This window comes from Asaia sp. Ae19-3 (assembly GCF_059801175.1).
Genome location: NZ_JBCHWF010000001.1, coordinates 119,003 through 143,316 on the forward strand (window position 1 = coordinate 119,003; position 24,314 = coordinate 143,316).

Here is a 24,314-nt window from a genome sequence, read left to right on the forward strand (position 1 = left end):
GCGATAGAACGCCACCTTATGAGAGGCGGTTTCTAATGCGGGTGATCGAAAATCGCATTGATGCAAAATGATGCTGAAATGGAACAGATGGCCGATTGGGGGCCATTCTTCACCCGGCCTCGGGAACCGGACCGGACTCATCAAAAAAGGGGAGAGGGTTGCCCCATCTCCCCCTTTTTTCTCGCGGGTGATTTGCTGTTTATTTTCTGAAGAGAACATCAATGGGTACGGCCCGATCAAGATAGGCGAGAGAGAATGCCTTGCCCCTCGTGCTCGTGTATTGGTGGAGCAGACTTCCCCACTCGCCCTCAACCGCAAGATGAGTCTCCGCCCAGCCGGAATGGACAGTGCTCAGATCATTATTGGGGGAGAGGGCCATGGTCAGGCGTGTTGCGATGACCAGATAAGCCCCCTCGGGGCTTTCACGCTCAAAGGCTACGATATGTTCCGAAAGCGGCCCCGTGACAGCCACGGGTAGATATCGCCCGGCTTCGAACAGATTAGGCTGCCTTAGCCGCAGGGCCAGCACTGTCTCGATAAGGGCCTGCTTGGCGCGCCCCGTTTTCCAGTGATGGCAACTCTCGGCGAAATCTTCGCCCTTCTCCAGATCCTGCGACAGTTTTGCGTAATCGACCGGGCGGCGGTTATCGGGGTCGACGAGGCTGAAATCCCATCCCTCTCGACCCTGATACAGATCCGGCACCCCTGGGCTGGTCACGCGCAGCAATGTCTGGGAGAGGCTGTTGAGGGCAGCGCTGTTTTCCAGCCGGTTGATATAGGTGGTGAGTTCCTCGCTGAACTCGCCCCCCACGCACGCCTTGGCAAAGGTCAGACAGGCCTCTTCATAGGCTTCGTCGGGCGTACTCCATCCCGTGCGTTCGCCTGCTTCTCGTAGTGCCTTGGTGAAATAGGCCTCCAGTCGCTCCGGATAGGCAGCCATCTCGCTCTTTTCCAGCGGCCACGAGGAAATCAGCGTCTGGAAAATGAAATAGGCATCTGCCGGAACCGGTGACGGACCGTGAGAGGTCTTTTCGAGAAGGGATTCTGTGTGGGCCAGCCAGTGTCGTGCCGTATGCGGCCATTCGGCCTCAGGCTCACTCAGCACCATCAGTCTCGCACGGCCATCCTCACCCCGTTTATGGTCATGGGTTGCTGTCGTCAGCAATGCCTGAGGGTGAGTGGCAAGGCGCTCCTTGTTCAAGGTATGAAACTGGAGCACTGAGCCAGCAAACCGGTCGGGGCTACAGCCGACATCATTGCGGGAGAGCAGGCGGGCATAGCGATAAAATGCCGTATCTTCGCCCGCCTTTGCGGTGAGCGGTGCTGTCAGATGTTCGAAACGCTCGAGAATATCCTGACGCTCTGCTGTATCAATGCGTGCATCGGCAAGATACTGACAGATCTGGTCGAGAATATTGTGCTGATAGGCGGGCAGCATGTGCTGGGCGGCCAGGCGCGCCCGATCGATCGCGCGGAAATCGGCGCCTGAATCGCCCCCATCGGCAAAATAGCTGCGATAGACCGGAAATGCGGTCAGAACCGCACGCAAGGTCGCGCCAAGGGCATGGGGTGTGAGGTCGCGCTCCAGCGGAAATTCCTTTGCAAGCAATGCGACCAAGGTTTCGAATTCGCCGACGAAAGAGGTGTCGAGCTTTTCGTGGCGTGCGGTCTGCTCGACTTCCTCGAAATCGGCCGGGCCGAATGCCGACCAGAGTTCGGTGATAAGTGTTTCACCTTTGGGATGGTGCAGCAGGAGATCGACCTGCTCGAGAAAATCATAGCCGGTCGTTCCTGTGACGGGCCATTCGAGGGGGAGGATCTCGTTTCGCTGCAGTATTTTTTCGACGAAGAACGGCGCCTGCTCCTGCAAGGATTCAGGGCGTTCGCGACGCAACGTATCGAGCCGTGCGCGCAGGCGTGTGCAATATTCGGCGGGGCGCGCGAGACCATCGACATGATCGACGCGCAATCCGTCGATCAGCCCCTCGCGATACAGATCGAACACCAGACGATGCGCGTCGTCGAAAACGATACGCTGGTCCATACGCAATGCGACGAGGGAGGTCACATCGAAAAAGCGCCGCCAGTTGATGAGATCACCGGCGACGCGCCACCAGGCGAGGCGGTAATGCTGGGCATCAAGGAGTGTACGCAGACGTGCCCGCCCGGCCTTGGTGTGATGGTCCAGCAATGTCTTGAGGCGGTCCAGAACGGCTTCGCCTGCGGCGGAATTCAGAAAACCTGCGTCGACAGGACGGCCATTGTCGTGACCAGCCTCTTCGAGCAGTGTTTTCTCGCTTTCCGGCGAGAGCGGAAAACGCTGATCGCCGTAATGCAGTACCGCGTGATGGCTGGCTGCGTCGAAGCCGAGCGTCAGTTCGCCTGAATGGATAATGTCACCGAGGGGCGCCCCCAGAAAAGGGAGGAGCACCTTGTGATGCAGGCTCACATCCGCCGGGCGCCAGTCTATGTCGAAATGCTGGGCATAAGCGCTGCGCTGGCCGAGACGCAGAACATCCATCCACCAGCTATTATCGGGGCCGACACCCATATGATTGGGAACGATATCGAGAATCAGCCCCATGCCTTCCTGACGCAGCCTCGCCACCAGTCGGCGCAGCCCCTCTATGCCGCCGCGATCGGGGTCGATGCGATGGCAGTCGATCGTGTCATAGCCATGCATTGAGCCGGGTGTGGAAGCGAGAAGCGGAGAAGCATATATATGGCTTATCCCCAGTTTCCTGAAATACGGAACGAGAGGGATGGCCTGATCGAAAGTGAATTCGCGATGGAATTGCAGTCGAAGCGTAGCGGTAAGGGGGAGGGGGTTCATGTGCATTACTCCAGACCGGCGACGAGACTGCCAGGAGGAAGTTCTTCTACTGCTCGTCTGGTTGCAGAGCTATAGAGAAGCTTGCCCGGCTCACTGATCCTGCATGTTTCGTGATCGGAGAGATTGAGGGCGATGGTCAGGATGGCACCGTTATCGAGTTTCCATCGAGCGAGCACGGATTTGTCGCCTATGACAGTTGCATTCAGGCTATGTGCCTGGGCCAGATAAGGGGCGAGCCAGCGTTGACGCAACGCCAGCAGGCTGCGCGTACGATCGAGCCAGATACGACCTTCGAGCGTATTTCTCTCCTCCCGATCGGGCCGAGACGTGTCGAAAGTCGAAAGCGCATTGGGGTCAGGGATGGTCTTGCGCTTTTCCGGGTCCTGAAACGCCGAGAACTTCGCAAATTCCTTGCGTCTGCCTTCGCGAACGGCATCTGCGAGATCATCATGAAAATCGCAGAAGAAGAGAAAGGGCGAACGACATCCCCATTCTTCTCCCATGAACAGCATGGGCACCATCGGGCTGAGAAGCAAAAGTGCATAGGCAGCGTGCAGCGCGTCGGGAGAGGCAAGTGAAATCAGGCGCTCACCCAGAGCGCGATTGCCCGTCTGATCGTGGTTCTGCAGGAAGAGGATGAATTTTGAGGCGGGCAGATCGCCGCTCGGCATGCCACGCTTCTTGCCGGAATAGGGGTTGATCTCGCCCTGATAGGCAAAACCCTCATGCAGGACCCGGGCAAGTATGCGTGTTGGATGTTCAGCAAACATCTCATAATAGCCCTCGGTCTCACCCGTGAGCATGACATGCAGCACATTATGCCCGTCATCATTCCACTGGGCGGTAAAGCCGTTGCGCAGCAGGCCCGCATCATTGTTCTCGTTTTCGAGAATCAGATGGACATGGCGCCCCTGTTCGACATGCGCGGCAACGCGCTCACGCAGTTTGCCGAACCAGGTATGGTCGGTGATCGCCGAGGCTGCATCGATGCGAACCCCGTCGAAGCGGAATTCCATCAGCCAGTAGAGTACATTGTCGATGAAAAAATCGGCTACCTGCGGTTTGGCAAAAGCGATGCCTGTGCCCCAGGTGGAATTATTCTCGTGGTCGAAAAAGTCTTCCGCGTAGTCGTGCAGGAAATTACCGTCAGGGCCGAAATGGTTGTAGACCACGTCGAGAATGACCATCAGGCCTTTATGATGCGCGGTATCGATAAGCCGCTTGAGGTCATCGGGCTCGCCATAGGCATTGGTGGGGGCGTAGGGCAGAACGCCATCATACCCCCAGTTCCGTGTGCCGCCGAAGCTGTTGATCGGCATGATCTCTATGGCAGTAATGCCGAGTGTCTTGAGTTCGTCCAGCCGATTGCGCACGCCCTCGAAGCCACCGAGCAGCCCTGCATGAAGTTCGTAAATGACAGCTTCACACCAGGGGCGTCCCTGCCATTGTGGCGTCTGCCAGACATACTCTGCGGGTGCGGTGACGACGCTCGGGCCGTGAACGCCTTCCGGCTGGCTTTTGCTGGCGGGGTCCGGGACGGCCAGATCATCGCGCACGCGATAGCGGTAGCGCGCGCCTGACGGACACTCTGTCACAAGAGTGAAAGTGCCTTCCTGGTCGCGGGTCATGGCACGCGGCGTGTCATTTTCGATTTCAAGAGAGACCGCCTGGCACGAAGGCGCCCAGAGCGAGAAACGTGTCGTTCCGTCGCTCTGGAGATTGGCACCGAACCGGGTCTGGTAGAAGAAATCTTTTCGCATCGGTGCCTTCCTGCTGAGGGAAACTCAGCTTCGCTTGGGGGTAAGATAGAGCACTGCGAGGGGAGGAAGTGTCAGAACGAGAGAATGTTCCATCCCGTGAGCAGATTCTCGCTCTGCAGGGATGGGTTTTTCGTGGCCGATGCCCGAACCGCCAAACTCCGTGCGGTCTGTATTGAGGCGCTCTTCCCACTCGCCGCCAAAAGGCACACCAACGCGATACTCGTGATGCACCACTGGCGTCATGTTGCACACGACGAGAACAGGGGGTGCGTCGGGCGCCTCACGCAGCCACGCGAAAACAGCATTCTCGGTGTCGTCAGCAATGATCCAGCGGAAACCGCCGTGATCGAAATCACGGGCGGAAAGCGCAGGTTCCTGCTGATAAAGCGCGTTAAGCGTGCGCATTGTGTCGTAAACGCCGCGCCCCAGCGTGTCGTGCATTCTGTGCCAGGCCAGCTCGCGGTCATTATGCCATTCTTCCCACTGGGCGAACTCGCCGCCCATGAAAAGCAGCTTCTTGCCTGGATAGGCCCACATCAACGCATAATAGGCACGCAGATTGGCATGGCGACGCCAGTCATCGCCCGGCATGCGTGACAAAAGGGAGCCTTTGCCATGCACCACCTCGTCATGAGAAAGGGGAAGCACGAAATGCTCGGAATAGGCATAGACCATCCCGAAGGTGATGTCCGAGCCATGATAGCGCCGCCAGAGCGGGTCCTGCTGCATGTAGCGCAGCGTGTCATGCATCCAGCCCATGTTCCATTTGAACCGGAAACCGAGCCCCCCCACTTCGGGAGGAGACGTGACGCCCGGCCAGGCTGTGGATTCCTCAGCGATAAGCGCGGCATCGCGACAATAATCCCGGACGATGCCCGATAGTTCGCGCATGAAGCTGACCGCTTCGAGATTTTCGCGCCCGCCATAGATATTGGGGCACCACTCGCCATCCTTGCGGCTGTAATCACGATACAGCATCGAGGCGACGGCATCGACACGCAGCCCGTCGAGATGGAAGTTGCGCAGCCAGTAGAGGGCGCTGCCAGTGAGGAAATTGCGCACTTCCGTACGGCCGAAATTATAGATCAGGGTGTGCCAGTCCTGATGATAGCCTTCTTTCGGGTCTGAGTGTTCGTAGAGATGGGTCCCGTCAAAAAGAGCCAGCCCATGGGCGTCGGACGGGAAATGGGCAGGCACCCAGTCCATGATCACACCGATATTGGCCTGATGACAGCGATCGACAAAACGGGCGAACTCAGCGGGCGTGCCGTGACGCGAGGTCGGCGCGTACATGCTGAGCGGCTGGTAACCCCAGGACCCCGAAAAAGGATATTCGGTGATGGGCATCAGCTCGATATGGGTGAAACCCAGCTCGGTGATATAGGGGATGAGCTGATCGCCCAGATCGTTCCAGCTGATATAGCCGGTCGGGCTGTTGCGACGCTGCCATGAAGGTACATGCAACTCATAGATCGAGATTGGCGCCCCCAAGGCCTGTCTCTCGGCGCGTTTCGCCATCCATTCCTGATCATGCCAGTCATGTTCCAGCGGCGGTGCAACGATAGAGGCGGTCGCCGGTGGCAGTTCGGCATAACGGGCATAGGGGTCCGCCTTGGCAGGCAGGATCACGCCCCCCTGCGCCATGATCTCGAACTTGTAGCGCTCACCAGAGCCGATGCCTGGCACGAATAATTCCCAGATACCGGCGCTGTGCCGCAGGCGCATCGGATGACGACGCCCGTCCCAGATATTGAAATCGCCGACTACCGAAACACGGTGGGCATTGGGCGCCCAGACGGTAAACCTTACGCCCGAAGCCCCGTCGATCTCGCAGATATGCGCACCCATGATCTGATCGATATCGCGGTGATTTCCTTCGGCGAAAAGATACAGATCGAGATCGCCGATCAGCGTGCCGAAGCTGTACGGGTCGTAGGTCTCTTGCCAACCATCGGCCCAGAGAATCCGCAGGCTGTAGCGCGTCGATTGAGCGCTTATTGAGGCTGTATAGATGCCACGCTCGTCGATGCGCTCCATCTTCTTTTCAAGCGAAGGCTTGCCTTTGCGCTCGGCGACGAGACGTACTTCGACCGCATCCGGATAAAAGACACGCACGATGCCGCTGCGTCCTTCGCGGTGTCGGCCGAGATAGGAAAAGGGGTCATGAATGCGCCCTTCGACGATCTCGTCGATCAGAACTCTCTCCTGAGGCTTGAGAGCTTTTTGTGGCGTCAAAGCCATGTCGGTTTCGGTCATGGAGAGCTGCGTTTCGCCTCAGAGTAAGAAATCGTGTCAGGACGTTGTGCCGAAACGGGGCAGATCCGTTTTGCCAAGGCCGGGATTGCGCGGGCGGCTTTGAGGCATTCTTGCCGTCCGGGTGAACGAACTGTTCGGCGAGAGGGGCATTCCCATATCGCTGAGTCTCGGAGCGATGTCGTTCTCGTGGAGCGCCCGAACTGGCGCGCGTCCAGCCATCTCCATCAGGAGGCGTGCATAATGCGCGGCCTTGCCATGCCATGAGACATCATGCAGTGAGCCATTGCGCTGCAAACGAGCCCAGACCGACTTCTGTTTGAATAGTTTCTTGCCGTGCTTGATCGCCCGATAGAGAGCGTCGCCCTGTGTCGGGGCGAAGAGGATGCCATTAGCGACACCTTCCTCGATAGCTGCGGTATTGGCATCGACAATCGTATCGGTCAGGCCACCGACACGCGCGGCGATGGGAACCGAACCATAGCGCAGCGCGTGAAGCTGGGTCAGCCCGCACGGTTCGAAACGCGATGGAATGAGTGAGGCATCCACGGCGGAGTGGAGGCGATGACCGAGAAGCTCGTCATAGCGCAGATGGCAGACCAGATTACGTGGATAGGCAAGCTGCAGCGCACGGAATGACTGCATGATGTCGGCATCGCCCACCCCCACCACGGCAAGCTGGATATTGGTTTTGAAAAGGCGCGGGGCAATTTCGGCAAGGATATCGACCCCTTTCTGTCGGGTCAGGCGGCTGACGATCCCGAGCAGCATGGCATTTGGGTCCTGAGGTAGACCGAACTCCGCCTGAAAGACCCGCTTATTGGCTCGCCGCCCCGCGATATCGCCTATGGCATAGGGGAAAATAACCGCCGGGTCTGTCAGTGAGTTCCAGTCATGCAAATCAATCCCGTTGAGAATGCCGTGTAGGTCGGCAGCACGGCTGCTCAGCAGGCCTTCAAGGCCCATGCCGTTTTCTGCTGTCTGGATCTCTTCAGCATAGGTCGGCGAGACGGTGATCAGGCGGTTAGCAATCTGCAGCCCCGCCTTAAGGTATCCGATTTTGCCGTAGAATTCGACGCCATCGACGGTGAAAGCGTGCTCGGGCAGCCCGATGCGGGATAGAATTTCGCGTGGAAACAGACCCTGGAACGCCATGTTGTGAATCACGTGAGCCACAGGCGGCGCCGGACGTTCGTCATAACGCAGATAAGCGGCAACAAGACCAGCCTGCCAGTCATGGGTCATGACGACATCGGGGCACCATTGACCAAGGCAACCCTGTGCGATGCAGGCCGCCACTCTTGAAAGTACGGCAAAGCGAATGTCGTTATCCGCCCAGTCGCGACCATCCGGGCCCAGATAGGGGCCGCCGGACCGGTCATAAAGCTCGGGCACGTCGATGACATAGAGATGATGTCCGTGCGCTGTCCCTTCCCACACCGTGGCGCGATAGCCCAGCATGTCGTGAAAGACATAGGCCTGCGTCTTGGTGGTGAGAGCCGACAGCACGGATGGATAACCGGGCAGGATTGTGCGTGTGCGGACACCGTGATGGCGCAGTGCCGTCGGGAGTGAGGCCGCGACATCACCCAGCCCGCCCGTTTTCACGAACGGAAACATTTCCGCCGTGACTGAAAGGAGCTGCAGATCCGTTGGAAGTGCAACGATCTGGTCTGTAGGCATGGCGGGCCTCGTTTTTTACAGGAAGCCGCAAGAAATGACGGCACCGGGATAATGGTATTACTTGTGAAACGCCGGGAAGCTAAAATCGTTATCACCTCGCGTTTATGTTATCAGCCCTTTCTCCTGCCTGCGCCGTTAGGCGTCTCGTTATCCCAGCCAGGATTGCGAAAACGCTGGGATATCGGGTCAGGATGGAAAGAAACCTATGAGTGATTCTTTTGAAAAACGCCTGAAAGAGGGAAGCCCGACGGAACGCGGCGCAGTCTATGATGGCAAGGGCGTCAATTTCGCGGTTTTCTCTGCCAATGCCGAGGCGGTCGAAATCTGTTTGTTCGACCAGAACGGAGAGAAGGAAACCGACCGGATCAGATTGCCAGAATATACCGATCAGGTTTTCCATGGCTGGGTTCCCGATCTGCGACCGGGGCAGCTCTATGGTTACCGCGTGCATGGTCCCTATGAGCCGAATGAGGGGCATCGCTTCAACCCCAACAAGCTGCTGCTTGACCCGTATGCGCGCGAGCATTTCGGCGAAATCACCTGGAATCCTGCGCTTTTCGGCTATCAGCTCGGTCATGCCGACAAGGATCTGAGCTTCGATGATCGTGACAGCGCGGCTTTCATGCCCAAATGCGTCATCACCGATCCGGCCGCGCAGAATCTCCGCCCGCTCAAGACGCGCTGGACCGACACTGTCGTCTATGAAACCCATGTGCGAGGCTATACGCTCAATCATCCGCGCGTGCCCCGCAGGCTGCGGGGTACCTACGCCGGACTGGGAAACCGTCACGTCATCGAGCATCTGAAATCGCTTGGTGTCACCACCATCGAACTGCTGCCGATCCAGAGCTTCGTGGCTGACGAATATCTCGTGGATAAGGGCCTGACCAATTACTGGGGCTATAACACGATCGGCTATTTCTCGCCCGATACGCGCTATGCGGCTGATCAGGATGACGCGCTCTCAGAGGTGCGCCGCATGGTGGCGGCCTATCACGAGGCGGGCATCGAAGTGATCATGGACGTTGTCTATAACCACACGGCAGAGGGCAACGAGCTTGGCCCAACCCTGTCGTTCAAGGGACTTGACAATGCTTCCTATTACCGGCTCATGCCGGACAACAAACGATTCTATATTAATGATACCGGAACAGGTAATACGTTTAACCTGACCAAACTGGCGCCAATACAATTCGTTGCAGACAGCCTGCGTTACTGGGCGAACGAGATCGGTGTTGACGGGTTCCGGTTCGATCTCGGCACGATTCTGGCACGCGAACTCGATGGCTTTGACAGTGAGTCAGGCTTTCTCAGGATCTGCCGTCAGGACCCGACCCTGACGCATCTGAAGATGATCGCCGAGCCATGGGATATCGGCCCTGGCGGATATCAGGTGGGGCATTTCCCGCCGGGCTGGGCAGAGTGGAATGACAAATTCCGCGATACGGTGCGCGATTTCTGGCGCGGTGAGGCCAAGGCCGATGTGCTCGCACCCCGTCTGCTGGGCAGCCCGGACATGTTCAACCATTCGGGTCGGCAGGCCTGGGCAAGTGTGAACTTCATCACGGCTCATGACGGGTTCACTCTGCTCGATTGCGTCTCCTATAACGAGAAGCATAACGAGGCGAATGGCGAGGATAACCAGGACGGTACTTCTGACAACCGTTCCTTTAATTACGGCGTAGAAGGGCCGACAGACGACGCAGAGATCAATGCGGTACGCTGGCGTCAGTGCCGGAACATGCTCGCCACCCTGATCTTCTCGCAGGGGACACCGATGATTCTGGCGGGTGATGAGTTCGGTCGCACCCAGGGGGGCAATAACAATGCCTATTGCCAGAACAACGATATCTCATGGGTCAACTGGAGCATCAGTGAAGAGGGCGCACGGCTCTCCAAATTCACCACGCGACTTCTGGCCCTGCGTCGGCGTTTCCCCATTCTGCGCCGCTCGCGTTTCCTGACCGAGGCTTACAATCCCGATCTCGATGTGAAGGAACTGAGCTGGATCAGCGCCTCGGGTGGCGTGATGCAGCAGGATGAATGGTCGCAGGCACAGTGTTTCGGTCTCATGCTCGATGGGCGCGCCCAGCCGAGCGGCATCATGCGTCGTGGCGCCGATGCAACCCTGCTGCTCATTCTCAACAGCTGGCACGACGTGGTGCAGTTCACTCTGCCCAAGGCGGAAGGGGAGGAGTGGAAGCTGCTTCTCGATACCAACCGGCCGGATGATGGCGACACGCTCGAGCAGGAGCTTTTCGCACAGGAGAAGGTCTATACGGTCACAGGCCGATCGGTTCTGCTGTTCGAACTGATCACCCAGCCCGAGGCCAACTGATCCGGCAGGCGCGGCGGTTCTCATGCCGCCGCCCTTGAGTTTCAGACGGGCATATCCCTGTTATTGGCGATGGCCTCCATCGAGAGATAGGAGGTCACCGTGTCGAGTTCGACCTTGCCGATCAGGGTCTGATAGATCGTGTCAAAGGCATTCATGTCCTTTGCAACGATCTTGAGCATATAGTCGTAATCCCCCGCCAGCCGGTGGAAATCGACGATATGCGGAATTGAGAGAATGGCCTCGCGAAACTGGCCAAGCCATTCGCGCGAATGATAGCGCGTGCGCACCATCACGAATACCGTCACGCCGAGACCGATCGCCTCTTGGGAGAGGCGTATCGTCTCTCCCTGAATGACCCCTTCGGCCCGTAACTGGTGGAGGCGGCGCCAACAGGCATTTTGCGACAGCCCCACCTTGTCGGCCAGTTCGCGCTGCGAGAGCGAGGCATCGTTCTGCAGCGTACGCAGGATTGCCTTATCAATTTGATCCATAAAACCTCTGAAAACAGATCATTTGATAGAAAGATACCGCGTATCGTGAGGAAATAGGAGGAGTTTTTGCGGGGACGTCGCAGTAATCTTGCCGCACTGCCATTTGGAGCTGCGTTCATGTTCACTCCCGAGACCTGTCTTGCCGATTTCGCCCGTTCCCTGAGCATGCCCGAGGGGTTCGAGGCGCTGCGCAAGGGCGTGATTGGTGAGGGGGTACCGGTGCCCGGACCGTTCGGCGATCATCCTTTGCTCTATGCCGATTATGTCGCATCGGGGCGGGCCCTTCTGCAGGTCGAGAACTTCATGCTGACGCAGGTACTGCCCTATTACGCCAATAGTCACACCCAGGCGTCCTATTGCGGCCGCATGATGACCCGTCTGCGTGCCTCTGCTCGCGCCCATATCGCCCGGCTCTGTCAGGCGCCTGCAGGATTCAGCGTGGTCTTTACAGGCTCGGGCGCCACATCCGGCATCAACCGTCTGGTCAGTCTCATGGGCATCGGCGCAGCGATTGCAGCGGGTGAAACCCCGCTCGTGCTGATCGGCCCCTATGAGCATCATTCCAATATCCTACCCTGGCGTGAGAGCGGGGCCGAGATCATCGAGATCGAGGAAGGACCAAAAGGCGGCCCCGATCTTGAGAGCCTTGAAAGGGTTCTGGCGGCGGTCAAGCCGGGGCGTCTCGTTGTCGGCGCTTTTTCGGCTGCCTCGAATGTGACGGGCATCCTGACGGATGTGGATGCCGTGACGCGTCTGCTCAATGCTCATGGTGCCCGCTCGGTCTGGGATTATGCCGGTGGCGCCCCCTATCTGGCCATCGACATGAAGGCTGGAACCGAGGTCCAGAAAGACGCGGTTGTCATTTCGCCTCATAAGTTCATCGGCGGGCCGGGCGCTTCGGGTGTAATGATCGTACGAGATGCGGCAGTAGCCATCACGCGTCCCAGCTTGCCGGGGGGCGGAACGGTGCGTTTCGTCTCGCCATGGGGGCATGACTATTCTGCCTGCATCAGCGACCGAGAAGAAGCCGGGACACCCAATGTCGTCGGCGATATCCGCGCCGCTCTGGCGTTTCTGGTCAAAGAGGCCATCGGGCAGGATTTCATGGACGCCCGTCACGCCGCCCTGCGTCAGCGTGCGCTCGATGCGTGGCGCTCTGTCGCTGAAATCGAGCTGATCGGTACGGCGAAAGACGCGCCGGCACTCCCGATCTTCTCAATGCGCATTCGCGATCGCCAGCGTGGTGGCTATGTGCATCAGCAGCTCTTCACGCGGCTCCTGTCTGATTGCTACGGCATTCAGGCGCGAGGCGGCTGCGCCTGCGCCGGGCCTTATGCCCATCGCCTGCTTTCGATTGATGCCCCTGCTTCAGCCCTGCTGCGTCAGGCCATTCTCTCGGGGCAGGAAATCGAAAAGCCGGGCTGGACCCGACTGAATTTCAGCGTGCTGATGAGCGATGAGAAGGTCGATCGCGTCATCAATGCCGTCACGACACTCGCGCGCCAGCCTTACCCGATGGCCGATTTCTATCGCTGCGATGAGCAGACAGCGCGTTTCGAGGCGCTCTCGGCCTGACAGAACTCAGGCGTCTTCTTCGGTTTCGTTCTGCGCGATCTGGAAGGCGCCTGCATTGAGTTTCGAGGCAGCCTGATGGCCGAGCGAAACGGCACCGAGGCAAAGCAGGGCAGAGAGCGCGATATTGAGCATCGCCCGCCCCCAGGCATCAGCACGCAACAGATCGAGGGTCTGCAGGCTGAACGACGAAAAAGTCGTATAACCGCCGCAGATACCAACCATCACGAACAGGCGCATATTTTCCGAGACAGGAAAGCGCCCATGCGCCAAGGTCAGTGTTCCAAAAAAACCGATGATGAATGACCCGACCGTATTGATGGCGAGGATCGTTCCCCAAGGCATGGCGCGGCTATAGGGTGCTGTTGCGAGCGTCACGAGATAGCGTCCCAGCGTGCCCAGCGCACCACCGAGCATGACAAAAAGGCAGGTCGTAAAAGACATCGGGTCAGGATACTCCGCTTGGAACCATCAGGATTGCGGCCTTATCACAACGCTGTCTCACGCGGCATGACTTTCTTGAGGCGATGGAAGCTCAGGGTCTCGATCGTCGCCCCGGCGCCCGTCGCCTCGAGCTTGAGAAAGCTCAGCGGATTGGCGGGAAAGAGCAGGGCGGTGCCAACCGAAAGACCGCCATTGGCAAAAACCTCGAGCGTGCAGGCATCCAGCACGATCCTGACATCGAAATGGCGGTCATCGGGGTTGAGGGCGGTTGAAAACTGACCGGTAAAGAAAGGCTGCTTGAAGCCGTTGAGGTCGCCTCTGTCGATCCAGAGCTGCCCGCTGAAAGCATCAAAGCCGATGGTCAGATTTTCACTCAGATCATTGCCGAACACGATGACAAAGCGCCCGGTACGTCCCTTGTCGCCCAGTGGCAGATCGGGGGTCATCTGATCGACAGTGACACTGAGCGTCAGTTCCAGCGCGGTGCCAAGCGGTAGCGGCACAGAGGCGCTCGCCCCTGCAGCCAGTTTTGGGCAGGCGAAGGGGATGGGCGCCTCGCGCAGGGCTTCGAGCCCTCTCGGTGCTTGCGCCAGACGCAGCCACCCTGCTGAGTCGTGCCGTAGTGTCATGAGCCGTGGCAGCGTCATGCAGCCGCGCCAGCTCTGGGTCGGCAGTTCCTGGCAATATTGCCAGTTACCCAGCCAGGCGATGGAGACAGCCTCATTGCCTGGCATATTCTCATAGCACTGAAGGGCGTAGGCATCCTTGGCGAAATCGGTCAGGCCGATCACCGTGTCGTCTGGCGTGAAGCGACTGCCATCGAAATTGCCCACAAAATACTGGGTCGTGCTGCCACCCGTCGGCCCACCGGGATTGACCGAGATGAACAGAACCCAGCGTGATCCGCCACCCTCGATGGGGATCTCGATCAGGTTGGGGCATTCATAATCGACACCGAACAGTCCCGAAGGGCCAAAATCGCTGGTGTGGGTCCAGTGCTGCAGGTCGGTCGAGGCGTAGAACGCGATCTGATGCTGGCGAGCCTTGGCCACGACCATGACCCATTGGCCGGTGGGCTTGTGAAAGATCACCTTGGGGTCACGAAAGGAATTGCTGCCGATGTCGAGCACCGGGTTATGCGCGATATCCTTGAAGCTCTTGCCCTGGTCATCGCTGATCGCGAGAAACTGCGTCTGTTTTTTCGGGGTTGCCCGCGTATAGAGCGCCACGAGTCCGCCTTTGCCTGAAGGAAAGAGGTTGGATGTGTTCTGGGCGTCCAGCACGGCGCAACCCGTGAAAGCCTCGCCCTCTGGCGTTTCGCTCAGGGCTATGGGCTGATCTTCCCATCCCAGAAGATCGGTGCTCGTCGCATGGCCCCAGTGAACGCGCCCGGCATAGGGGGCAAAGGGGTCATATTGATAATAGAGATGATAGACCGTGCCGTCATGGATCAGCCCGTTCGGGTCATTCATGAAGCCGCGTTCGGGCGAGTAATGGATAGTAGGGCGATAAAGCGCGTCGGCCTGTGTGCGAATGACAGGATGCGAGGTCACGTCCGGCTGGTCGGCGGGTGAGGGGTGAGAGGCATTCGGTTCTGACTTGCGCTCGCCCTCGGGTGCGCGCGGCGGAGCCTGGGGGCCGGGCTCAGACGCCTGCGCGATCGACAGACCCACGACGCCTCCACCAGTGGCGAGCAGCGAGGCAAGTGCCGTGCGTCGGCTCAAACCGGGGGCGGTGGGGCGCTTGGCCATGCAGATCGTCCTTATCTCTCTTCAGGAAGGGGCAGCATAGGCTCGAGATTGCAGCAGCGCCAAATCGGTCTTTGCCCGTTTTTGGGCAGTTCAATGCCTTCATTCCGATCACAGGCTCCTCTCAGCCGGGATATGTAACGGTTCTTGCATCCACACTTTGTCACATTTAGCGTCATGATAACGATACAGCATCATTCCTGTATCGGAACAAATGTGCGGAGGTCAGCTCGATATGCGTCATGATGGCAAGGGGCGACGAACCCCGAACGCAAGGCAGATCCTGATCTGTGCTTCTGCCCTTTACTGCGTTTCTCAGCTTGCCTTGTCTCGATCTGCAGCAGCTGAGGCGAAACCAGTCGGCAAACAGAACTCAGTTTCGGCAGATACTGCAAAAAAGGCGCGTCACCACACCGCCCTCAGAGGGGGTGAACCGCGAACGCATACCCGTCATGTGCCAAGGCACGATGTCGAGGCCCGATCTGGCGAGTCCATGGTGATCTCTGCCCATCGCATTGCTTCTCACGGCGCGACAGAAATGGTCACACGCCAGACGATGGATCATTTTACCGCTGGCACGAGCCCCATGCAGATCCTGGCACTTACGACACCGGGCGCCAATTTTGCTTCAGACGATGCGTTCGGTCTCGATACAGTCGCCAATACGCTTTATATCCGTGGCTTCAATCAGTCGCAGCTTGGTGTTTCCATGGACGCTATTCCCATGGGTACGCAGGGCTTTCATAACTGGAACGGTCTGGGCGTCGACCAGATGGCGATTCAGGAAAACATCGCCGGCATGACGCTCACACAAGGCGCAGGCGCGGTGGAAATGCTCTCTGCCCAGACGCTCGGGGGCGCGATCACCTTCACGACGGATGACCCGCAGGACAAGGCGGGCGGGCGAGTCAGCCAGACCTTCGGCAGCTTCGACTTGTTTCGCACCTTTGCCCGCGCCGATAGCGGCATCCTGAATGCGACCGGCACGAAATTCTACGCCTCCTATGCGCGTACGGCTCAGGATCTGTGGAAAGGTTTTGGTGACCAGCAGGAGCATCAGGCCAATTTCAAGCTCGTACAGCCCGTCGGAGAGCATGGAAAAATCACGGCGATCTTCGATTATTCCAATTTCGACCAGTATAATTTCATGAGCCTTACCAAAAACATGTGGCGCCTGCTGGGGCGCAACACGACCTATCTCAAGCCCGATTATGAAAAGGCCAAGCAATACGCCTATTATGCCCAGAACGGCGGTATCCCGCCCGGACTACCCGCCGGGATCACCAATGACGAGGTGGGGGATTTTGCCTATGACGGCACGCAGGAGCAGCGCAATTATCTCTCGGCGGTTCGGGGTGATTTTGACCTGGCTTCCAATATCACCTCGCACACACTGGCCTATGGCCATATTTCCAACGGCGTCTATCAGGGCACCAATCCCTTTCTGATTTCACCGGGTTCGGGCGTGTTGATGGCCGATCAGGCGGGGCACCCTGATGTGCGTCGGCTTGGTATGACCCAGAGCTTCGACATCAAGCTGCGCCACCACACCATCCAGACCGGCCTATGGTATGAGAATGACCGCTTCAATTATCCGATGCGTCTGTACGAGGACGGGCAGGATGCAGCGCATAATTCAAAGAGCGATTATTATGCCTATCAGGCGACAACCTGGTATGCCGACTCATTCAACACCAACACATTCCAGTTCTATATCCAGGATGTCTGGCACCTCACCAAAGGCATGACTCTTACGGGCGGATTCAAATCGCTCACCCAGACGACGCATGGTGGGACGAGCTTCGACCAGACCAGCGCGCTCGCCGATAGCTGGGGCACCTATTACAGCCATCCGGCCTCAGGCAGCCTCACTGCGTCGAATGCGTTCCTGCCGCATTTCAACTGGGACTGGCATTTCGGGAATCATCATGAGCTTTATTGGGATATCGCTGAAAACATGCGCGCCTATGATTTTGGGGCGCAATCGGGATCTGGCAATCCATGGGGCGGGCTGGGCTCGTCAGCCAACCCGGCACAATCGGTGTTCGATGCCAGCAAGAAAACACTCAAGCCCGAGCGCACCTGGAATTACGTGATCGGCTATCGCTTCAATTCGGAATTTTTCTCCGGCAGCGCCGATTTCTATCACACGGATTATATCAACCGTCTCGCGGCGATCACCAGTGGCCCGACCAATAATGTCTATGCCGCCTTTCTCAATGTCGGGCACGAGACCATGAACGGTGCCGATGTTCTGGGCACGATACGCCCTTTCAAGGGGCTTGAAATCACGAACAGCTTCAGCTGGAATAACGCAACATATGAGGATTCAGCCCTGCCTTATAATGGGACGACGATCAGCATTAAGGGAAAGCACCAGGTCTATTATCCGAAATTTATGTACAAGGCGAACTTGACCTATACATGGCGTCGCGCCAGCTTCAACTTCAACACGACCTATACCAGCCGTCGTGCCATGACCTATACGAATGATGAATATATTCCGTCCTATTGGACGTCCAATATCAATGCCAGCTACGATTTCGGCAAAATCCTGTTCGCGCGCGGCATGAAACTGTCGGTTGGCGTCACCAACCTGTTCAACAGCGACTATATCGGCGGCGTCTATGGCGCCGCCTCCGTTTCCGGAGACGATAATGCCAATCTCTTTGTGGCGGCCCCACGGGAGTTTTTTGGCACGATAGCCGCGCAGTTCTGACAAGCTCGGGTGGGGGATGCGCCCTCCGCCCGATAATCCGCGCCCACAATCACATAGTAGTGTTCTGCGGACGCAAAAAATCATCGGTTTTTGTTAAGAGTCAATCTATTTCATGAGATAAAGTCGTTATATCTAACAGAAGGCGCGTGAAGAGAGGGTTCCTCAGGCGTCTCTGAAAGGGAAACGGCACAATGGCACAGGCCCTGGTTCTTGAAGAGCGTGGTGTTCTTTCGCTGCGGGAAATCGCGCTCGACGAGGCGCTGCGCCCGGATGATGTGCGTATCGCCATCCATACGGTCGGTATCTGTGGCAGCGACGTGCATTATTACACCCATGGTGCCATAGGCCCTTTTGTCGTGCGTGAGCCCATGGTCCTGGGCCACGAAGCTGCAGGGACGATCACCGAGATCGGTTCTGCCGTGACGGATCTCAGAGTTGGTGATCGTGTCTGCATGGAGCCGGGTATTCCCGACCCGCATTCACGTGCCACACGCATCGGTCATTATAATATCGATCCTGCCGTGCGCTTCTGGGCAACACCCCCTGTGCATGGCTGTCTGACCCCCTCGATCGTTCATCCGGCGGCCTACACTTTCAAACTGCCCGATCAGGTAAGCTTTGCCGAAGGGGCGATGGTGGAGCCTCTCGCCGTCGGGGTTCATGCCTGCGTCAAGGCCCGTTTGCAGCCGGGGGATGTCTGTCTTGTAACCGGGGCAGGGCCGATCGGCATCATGACGGCGCTTGCCGCTCTGGCCTCGGGGGCAAGCCGCGTTTTCATCAGCGATTATTCTGCACCGAAACTGGCCATAGCCGGAGCATATCCCAATATCGTGCCTATCAATCTTGGCGAAGGCAGTCCTGCTGCAATGATCGGCGCGTATTGTGGGGCCGGTTGGGGTGTGGATGTCACATTCGAGGCGAGCGGCTTCGAAGGCGCCTATCAGGATGCGCTTGACTGCACCCGCCCCGGTGGGCGTCTGGTTCTGGTCGGTATGCCGCCAAAGAAGGTCGCGTTCGATATCGTGGCAGCCCAGGCCAAGGAGCTGACGATAGAGACGATCTTTCGCTACGCCCATGTCTATGACCGGGCGATTGCGCTGATCGCGTCAGGCAGTATCGATCTCAAACCACTCGTTTCGGCCAGTTTTCCTTTTCAGGAAGGCGTGGCGGCGTTCGAAAGAGCGGCTGAGGGGCGTCCTGATGACGTGAAAATCCAGATCACGCTCTGACGCTCTGCGGGGAGAGGCAGCATTTATGGTGGCGACCCGTGCAGACAGGAATGACAGGCGGCGTGGCGGGCGCATTCCCGCCATTCTAGAGTTGTTCCCCGACCAGAAGGTCGAGAGTTTTCGTTGGCATCGCCATGATTATCCCGCGCCGATTGCCTGCTGGAATTATCACCCGGAATACGAACTGCACCTGATCACGCATGGTGCGGGTCGTGTCATGATTGGTGATCATATCGGCCCTTTTGAGGCGCGACAGCTTGTTCTCGTCGGGCCGGATCTGCCCCATGCCTGGTTCAGCCCGCTCGGTGAGGGAGAGGTGATGGCAGGCCGTGATGTCGTGCTGCAATTCAGCCAAAGCTGGATTGACGGTCTGATCGGTCTTTGTCCGGAGCTGGCCGGGCTATCGCAGATGCTGGCAGAGTCCCGTCACGGTCTCGAGTTTTCGGGCGAGCAGGCATTGCGCTGTGGCGCCAGGCTGGAAGAGCTGGGGGAAAGAACTGGCGGCGCACGTCTTGCTGGAGCGATTGCCCTTCTGGCTGATCTCACGCGCTGTTCGTGGCGCCGTCTTGCCACGCGGCATGATCCGGAGACGCCGGAAACGACAAAGGGAGGGCAGATCGCGCGTCTGGTGCGTCAACTGCTTGCGGCAGATCCGGCGGAGATCCGCCACGAAAGGATTGCCGCGTCGCTCGGCATGACCGCATCGACCTTCTCGCGCCAGTTCCGTGCACTCACTGGCGAGAGTTTCATGGGCTTTCTTCAGAGGCTGCGCATCGGTCACGCCTGCCATCTGCTGACAACCACCCCTCTGGCCGTGACGGATATCTGTCGCGCCTCCGGGTTTGGCAATCTCTCCAATTTCAATCGCGCATTTCTCAGCCTGCGCGGTTGCACGCCCCGTCAGTTTCGTCAGCAGGCCCGGCAGATCGCGATGGCTGAAACGCGTGCTGCTGTCGTCCCATCAGAAGGTTTGGTTCTCTCATGACCCGTCTTTCCGAACGCTTTTCCCTTTCCGGTAAAACTGCCGTCATTACCGGTGCCTCTCGCGGCCTGGGCGTCACGCTATGTGATGTCCTGAGCCAAGCCGGGGCGGATATCGTGGCTGTCGCTCGCGATGAAGCCCTGCTGGCCGAGACACAGGCGATCGTCACTGAAAACGGGCGCCGCTGTCTTTCCATCGCTGCCGATCTGCTCGACGCCAGCGCTGCTCACAGGGTGAAAGTGCGCATCGAGTCCGCATTCGGCACGCCCACTATTCTTGTCAATAATGCAGGGATGAGCATCCCCAAAACCCTGCTCGATCAAAGCGTCGAGGAGTGGGATTCCATATTTGCCCTCAATCTGCGGGCCCCATGGCTGATGGCGCGCGCCCTGGCACCGGGCATGATCGAGGCGAGGGGCGGCAAGATCATCAATATCAGTTCGATGGCCAGTTCTGTCGCCCTGACGGAGCATGGTCCCTATGTCGCCTCGAAAGCCGGATTGAACGGGCTCACCAAGGTGATGACGGCAGAATGGGGGCCCCATAACATTCAGGCCAATGCCGTCTGCCCTACGATTGTCTGGACCCCCATGGGCGAGCGCGTCTGGGGTGTTGGCGACAAGCTGACCCGTTTTCTGGAGAAAATTCCTTCGGGTCGCGTCGCAACCCCCGAAGAAATTGCCGATCTCGTGCTCTATCTCGCCTCTCCTGCCTCCGGAATGGTGAACGGGCAGGAGATCTTTGTCGACGGGGGCTACACAGCGCTCTGAGACGACAGATCGCGCGCCGTTGTTGGGCGCTCTTTTCCTGCACAAGTCGTGAGACCGCCGATGACGCCCTCATCGGCGAGATCGGCGGTCAGACGCATCGACAGGGCGATGAGAGCGTCTTGATCAGGATTTCTTCGAAGGCAGGAAAGTCGCAAGCATTTCCTTCGCCGATCCCCGGATCACATCGAGCAGTTCCGGCTCGTTGCGCAAGGATGAGAGAAAAGCCTTTGCCTGTTGCAGGGTGATGTGCGGCGGGAGGGGCGGCACATCGGGGTCGGTGCGTGCTTCCAGAATCACCGGGCGATCGGCGCTGAGCGCTTGTTCCCACGCCGCGCCAATCTGGTCAGGGTGGTCGACCAGAATACCCTTCAGATCGAGCAGTTCGGCATATTTATGATAGGGGAAGTCCGGGATGGATTGCGTGGCAGTCGTCTTGCCTTCACCGAGCTGAACGCGCTCTTCCCAGGTCACCTGATTCAGATCCCGGTTGTTCAGAACCAGCACAATCAGCTTCGGATTATCCCATTGCTTCCAGTATTTGGAGATGGTGATCATCACGTTCAGCCCGTTCATCTGCATCGCCCCATCACCCATGCAGGCGATGACGGTACGCTCGGGAAAGGCCATCTTGGCAGCAACGGCGTAAGGCGTCCCTGCACCGAGTGAGGCAAGCCCACCCGAGAGCGAGGCCTTCATGCCGCGACGGATTTTCAGATCGCGGGCAAACCAGTTGGCGACCGAGCCTGAGTCAGCGGTAATGATCGCATTGTCTGGCAGGCGCGGTGACAGTTCCCAGAAAACGCGTTGCGGGTTGACCGGGTTGGCGTCGGTCATGGCACGGGCTTCGAGCACCTTCCACCAGGTTGCGACTTCCTTTTCGATCTGCTCACGCCAGCTGCGGTCTTCCTTGCGCTTGAGCAGCGGGATGAGCGCGCGCAGGGTCGCGGCACTATCGCCCTGAAGACAGAGCTCCATCGGATAACGCAGCGACAGATTGGCAGTGTTGATATCGATCTGGACGCCACGCGCCTGACCGGGGTCGGGCAGGAATTCGCTGTAGGGGTAGGCGGAGCCGACCATCAGGAAGGTATCGCATTCCTTCATCAGATCCCATGAGGGCTTTGTGCCGAGCAGACCGAGCGATCCTGTGACATAGGGCAGCTCGTCAGGCACGGCGGCCTTCCCCAGCAGGGCCTTGGCGATGCCGGCGCCAAGCAGATCGGCAATGGCGATCAGCTCATCCGTTGCATCCAGCGCGCCTGCACCGGCGAGAATGGCAACCTTCTTGCCGGAATTGAGGATATCCGCCGCAGCCTGAAGCCCATGGGCTTCAGGCACCGGACTGATGATGGTCTCGCCGATGCCGGTATGGGTAAAGCCATGGGCGACCGGGCCATCCTTGTAGGGAAGTTCCTGCAGATCGTTCGGCACGATGACAACCGTCGGCGCGCGCTTGTCTCTGGCAATACGCACGGCACGGTCGACGGCATGGCGCATCTGGGAAGGCTCGGTGACGGTCACGATATACTCCGACCCGACATCCTTGCAGAGCGATTGCAGATCGACTTCCTGCTGGTAGTTCGAGCCGAGACAGCTGCGCGCCTGCTGACCCATGATCGCAACCACGCCCATATGGTCGAGCTTGGCGTCATAAAGCCCGTTGAGAAGATGAATGGCGCCCGGGCCGGAGGTGGCGAAGCAAAGCCCGACCTGACCCGTGAATTTGGCATGGGCCGATGCCATGAAGGCGGCCATCTCTTCATGGCGCACCTGCACATATTCCATGCGCCCACTATCGATCTCGCGCTGAAGCGCCACGTCAATGCCACCGGCCCCGTCGCCGGGGTAGCCATAGGCCCGTTTCAGCCCCCATTCCTGAAGGCGTTTCCACATGAATTCACTGACATTCATGGACATGGCGTCGATGCTCCGGTGGGTGGCTTTGTGCTTCAGCAACGTCGCGTCAACCGGATCTGTTCAGTCCATTCCCCGATAAAATTATTTTATGTTCATAAATCAGAATGATTATTTCATAGTTTGTCGAGGTTTTTCAGTGGCTGATGCGATGGTTCCCACAAGGAGAAGCTCTTCACATTAACGTGAATGCCATAATTCCCGAAAAAAGCCCCGTCTGGCTCGTTCTGTTGGTGTTGGCATCTGGCCTGCATTTTTCAGCCCCGGAGTTTCTCGATGTCCATGACGGCAAAGCGGCGTTTGCACGATATCTATCAGCTCACCGATTTCGAAAAAGCCGTGAAGCGCTATTTGCCCAAGGCGGTATATGAATATGTACGCAACGGTGCCGGGGCCGAACTCAGCCTGCGGCGCAACAGGGCGATCTTCCAGCGTTATCTCTGGCGTCCCTATCGCCTGCGCGACGTCTCATCCCTGAATACGAAAATCACCCTCTTCGGCGAGGAATATGCCCAGCCTTTCGGTCTGGCTCCGACAGGGGGCGCAGCCATGACGCGCTACGATGCCGACCGCATCGAGGCCGCTGCCGCACGGCGGCATAATCTGTTCTATGCACTCTCGGCCAATTCGCTGACACCACTTGAAGAGATTATCCGTATCAACCCGCGCACCTGGTTTGCGGCCTATCTGCCGAGCGATCTCGGCGTGATCGATGGCATGATCGACCGCGTGCAGAAGGCCGGATATCCCGTATTGCTGATTACCTGCGATGTGCCGGTTCCGGCGCAGCGCATTGCCGAGACGCGTGCAGGCTATTCCATGCCCATACGTCCCAACCTGAGGGCGACGATCGGTGGCATTCTCAACCCGGGCTGGACATTCGGCACGCTGGGGCGAACCATTCTGCGCGACCGCAATCCGAAAATCGTGAATATCAGGCCGCAGGGCGGGCCGGGTCTTTTCTCGAACGAGATCGCAGCAGTCGGTGGCTCGCCCCATTTCACCTGGGATCATATCCGCCATATCCGCAGACGCTGGAAAGGCAAGCTGATCCTCAAGGGTATCCTGCGCCCCGAGGATGCCGAGGAAGCGGCAAGGATCGGTGTCGATGGCATTGGCATTTCCGATCATGGGGCCCGTCTGCTCGATTCAACCGTCTCTCCGCTCGAGGTGCTGCCCGAAATCAGGAAAGCGGCACGGGATATGAGTGTCGTGATCGATAGCGGCTTTCGTTGTGGTGGCGACGTGCTCAAGGCCATGGCGCTCGGGGCCGATGCCGTCATGCTCGGGCGGCCTTTCCTTCAGGCCTGTGCGCTGGCGGGTAGCGCCGGGCTCGACAAGGCCGTTTCCATTCTCAGCACCGAAATCAATCGTGACCTCGCCCTGCTTGGCGTGACAGATCTGGCATCGCTCGATGCATCCCTGCTCAGGGATCTGGGGACGATGTCATTTGCAGAGCGAGCCCCCGAGACCACCTGACAGGAGCGAACCTGACCGAAGAGAGGAGATTTTACCGCTCTCCTCTCGGAAGCACGGAAAGCTTGTGTCATGATCGAACGAATAATGCCCATCTGCAGA

General features: G+C 58.4%; 15 protein-coding genes. 7 read left to right on the plus strand and 8 right to left on the minus strand.

The genetic code is table 11. The features are described 5' to 3' along the window. Positions 1-199: 199 nt before the first annotated feature. Genes treY through glgA form a run of 4 tightly spaced genes read right to left on the minus strand, consistent with a single transcriptional unit; the run spans position 200 to position 8,529 of the window. A complete protein-coding gene (gene treY, locus AAID99_RS00535) occupies positions 200-2,833 on the minus strand; it encodes a malto-oligosyltrehalose synthase (RefSeq protein WP_498492716.1) in 2,634 nt (877 codons plus the stop codon). Between the two features lie 5 nt (positions 2,834-2,838). Next, on the minus strand, positions 2,839-4,593 hold the full coding sequence (gene treZ / locus AAID99_RS00540; RefSeq protein WP_498492718.1) for a malto-oligosyltrehalose trehalohydrolase: 1,755 nt from the start codon (positions 4,591-4,593) through the stop codon (positions 2,839-2,841). A 24-nt stretch (positions 4,594-4,617) separates the two neighbouring features. Continuing rightward, positions 4,618-6,834 (minus strand): 1,4-alpha-glucan branching protein GlgB, encoded by a 2,217-nt coding sequence (glgB, locus tag AAID99_RS00545; protein WP_498494222.1) that lies wholly within the window; start codon positions 6,832-6,834, stop codon positions 4,618-4,620. Positions 6,835-6,885: 51 nt separating this feature from the next. Next, a complete protein-coding gene (gene glgA / locus AAID99_RS00550; protein ID WP_498492720.1) occupies positions 6,886-8,529 on the minus strand; it encodes a glycogen synthase GlgA in 1,644 nt (547 codons plus the stop codon). Between the two features lie 205 nt (positions 8,530-8,734). On the opposite strand from glgA, the gene glgX reads away from it, so the two are divergent. Next, positions 8,735-10,867 carry a glycogen debranching protein GlgX gene (gene glgX / locus AAID99_RS00555; RefSeq protein WP_188424591.1) on the plus strand — a complete coding sequence of 711 codons (2,133 nt, stop codon included), beginning with the start codon at positions 8,735-8,737 and terminating at the stop codon, positions 10,865-10,867. A gap of 41 nt (positions 10,868-10,908) precedes the next feature. Here the strand turns inward: glgX and AAID99_RS00560 are convergent, their stop codons facing one another. Beyond that, positions 10,909-11,358, minus strand: a complete 450-nt coding sequence (locus AAID99_RS00560; RefSeq protein WP_188424593.1) for an Lrp/AsnC family transcriptional regulator — start codon at positions 11,356-11,358, stop codon at positions 10,909-10,911. A gap of 117 nt (positions 11,359-11,475) precedes the next feature. Here AAID99_RS00560 and AAID99_RS00565 point away from each other — a divergent pair, with 117 nt between their 5' ends. Next, positions 11,476-12,933, plus strand: coding sequence for an aminotransferase class V-fold PLP-dependent enzyme (locus tag AAID99_RS00565; protein ID WP_188424595.1), 1,458 nt, complete (start codon positions 11,476-11,478; stop codon positions 12,931-12,933). Positions 12,934-12,939: 6 nt separating this feature from the next. On the opposite strand, the gene crcB is transcribed toward AAID99_RS00565, so the two are convergent. Both crcB and AAID99_RS00575 read right to left on the minus strand, forming a co-directional pair. Beyond that, entirely contained in the window at positions 12,940-13,374 is a 435-nt protein-coding gene (gene crcB, locus AAID99_RS00570) for a fluoride efflux transporter CrcB (RefSeq protein WP_188424596.1), read from the minus strand. Positions 13,375-13,418: 44 nt separating this feature from the next. Next, positions 13,419-15,125, minus strand: a complete 1,707-nt coding sequence (locus tag AAID99_RS00575; RefSeq protein ID WP_188424598.1) for a glycoside hydrolase family 32 protein — start codon at positions 15,123-15,125, stop codon at positions 13,419-13,421. Positions 15,126-15,615: 490 nt separating this feature from the next. Between AAID99_RS00575 and AAID99_RS00580 the strand changes: the two genes are divergently transcribed. The 4 genes from AAID99_RS00580 to AAID99_RS00595 all read left to right on the plus strand — a co-directional run bounded on the left by AAID99_RS00580 (position 15,616) and on the right by AAID99_RS00595 (position 20,822). Then, positions 15,616-17,841: a TonB-dependent receptor domain-containing protein gene (locus AAID99_RS00580; RefSeq protein WP_498492723.1), complete on the plus strand. Its 2,226-nt coding sequence runs from the start codon at positions 15,616-15,618 to the stop codon at positions 17,839-17,841. 191 nt (positions 17,842-18,032) lie between these two features. Next, positions 18,033-19,070: an NAD(P)-dependent alcohol dehydrogenase gene (locus tag AAID99_RS00585; RefSeq protein ID WP_498492725.1), complete on the plus strand. Its 1,038-nt coding sequence runs from the start codon at positions 18,033-18,035 to the stop codon at positions 19,068-19,070. A 25-nt stretch (positions 19,071-19,095) separates the two neighbouring features. After that, entirely contained in the window at positions 19,096-20,055 is a 960-nt protein-coding gene (locus tag AAID99_RS00590) for an AraC family transcriptional regulator (protein WP_188424605.1), read from the plus strand. Then, positions 20,052-20,822, plus strand: a complete 771-nt coding sequence (locus AAID99_RS00595) for an SDR family NAD(P)-dependent oxidoreductase (RefSeq protein ID WP_188424607.1) — start codon at positions 20,052-20,054, stop codon at positions 20,820-20,822. The genes AAID99_RS00590 and AAID99_RS00595 overlap by 4 nt, the downstream gene beginning before the upstream one ends. Positions 20,823-20,945: 123 nt before the next feature. Here the strand turns inward: AAID99_RS00595 and AAID99_RS00600 are convergent, their stop codons facing one another. Continuing rightward, positions 20,946-22,733, minus strand: coding sequence for a thiamine pyrophosphate-requiring protein (locus tag AAID99_RS00600; protein ID WP_188425358.1), 1,788 nt, complete (start codon positions 22,731-22,733; stop codon positions 20,946-20,948). A 279-nt stretch (positions 22,734-23,012) separates the two neighbouring features. On the opposite strand from AAID99_RS00600, the gene AAID99_RS00605 reads away from it, so the two are divergent. Next, on the plus strand, positions 23,013-24,215 hold the full coding sequence (locus AAID99_RS00605; protein WP_188424609.1) for an alpha-hydroxy acid oxidase: 1,203 nt from the start codon (positions 23,013-23,015) through the stop codon (positions 24,213-24,215). The last annotated feature ends 99 nt before the right edge of the window (positions 24,216-24,314 follow it).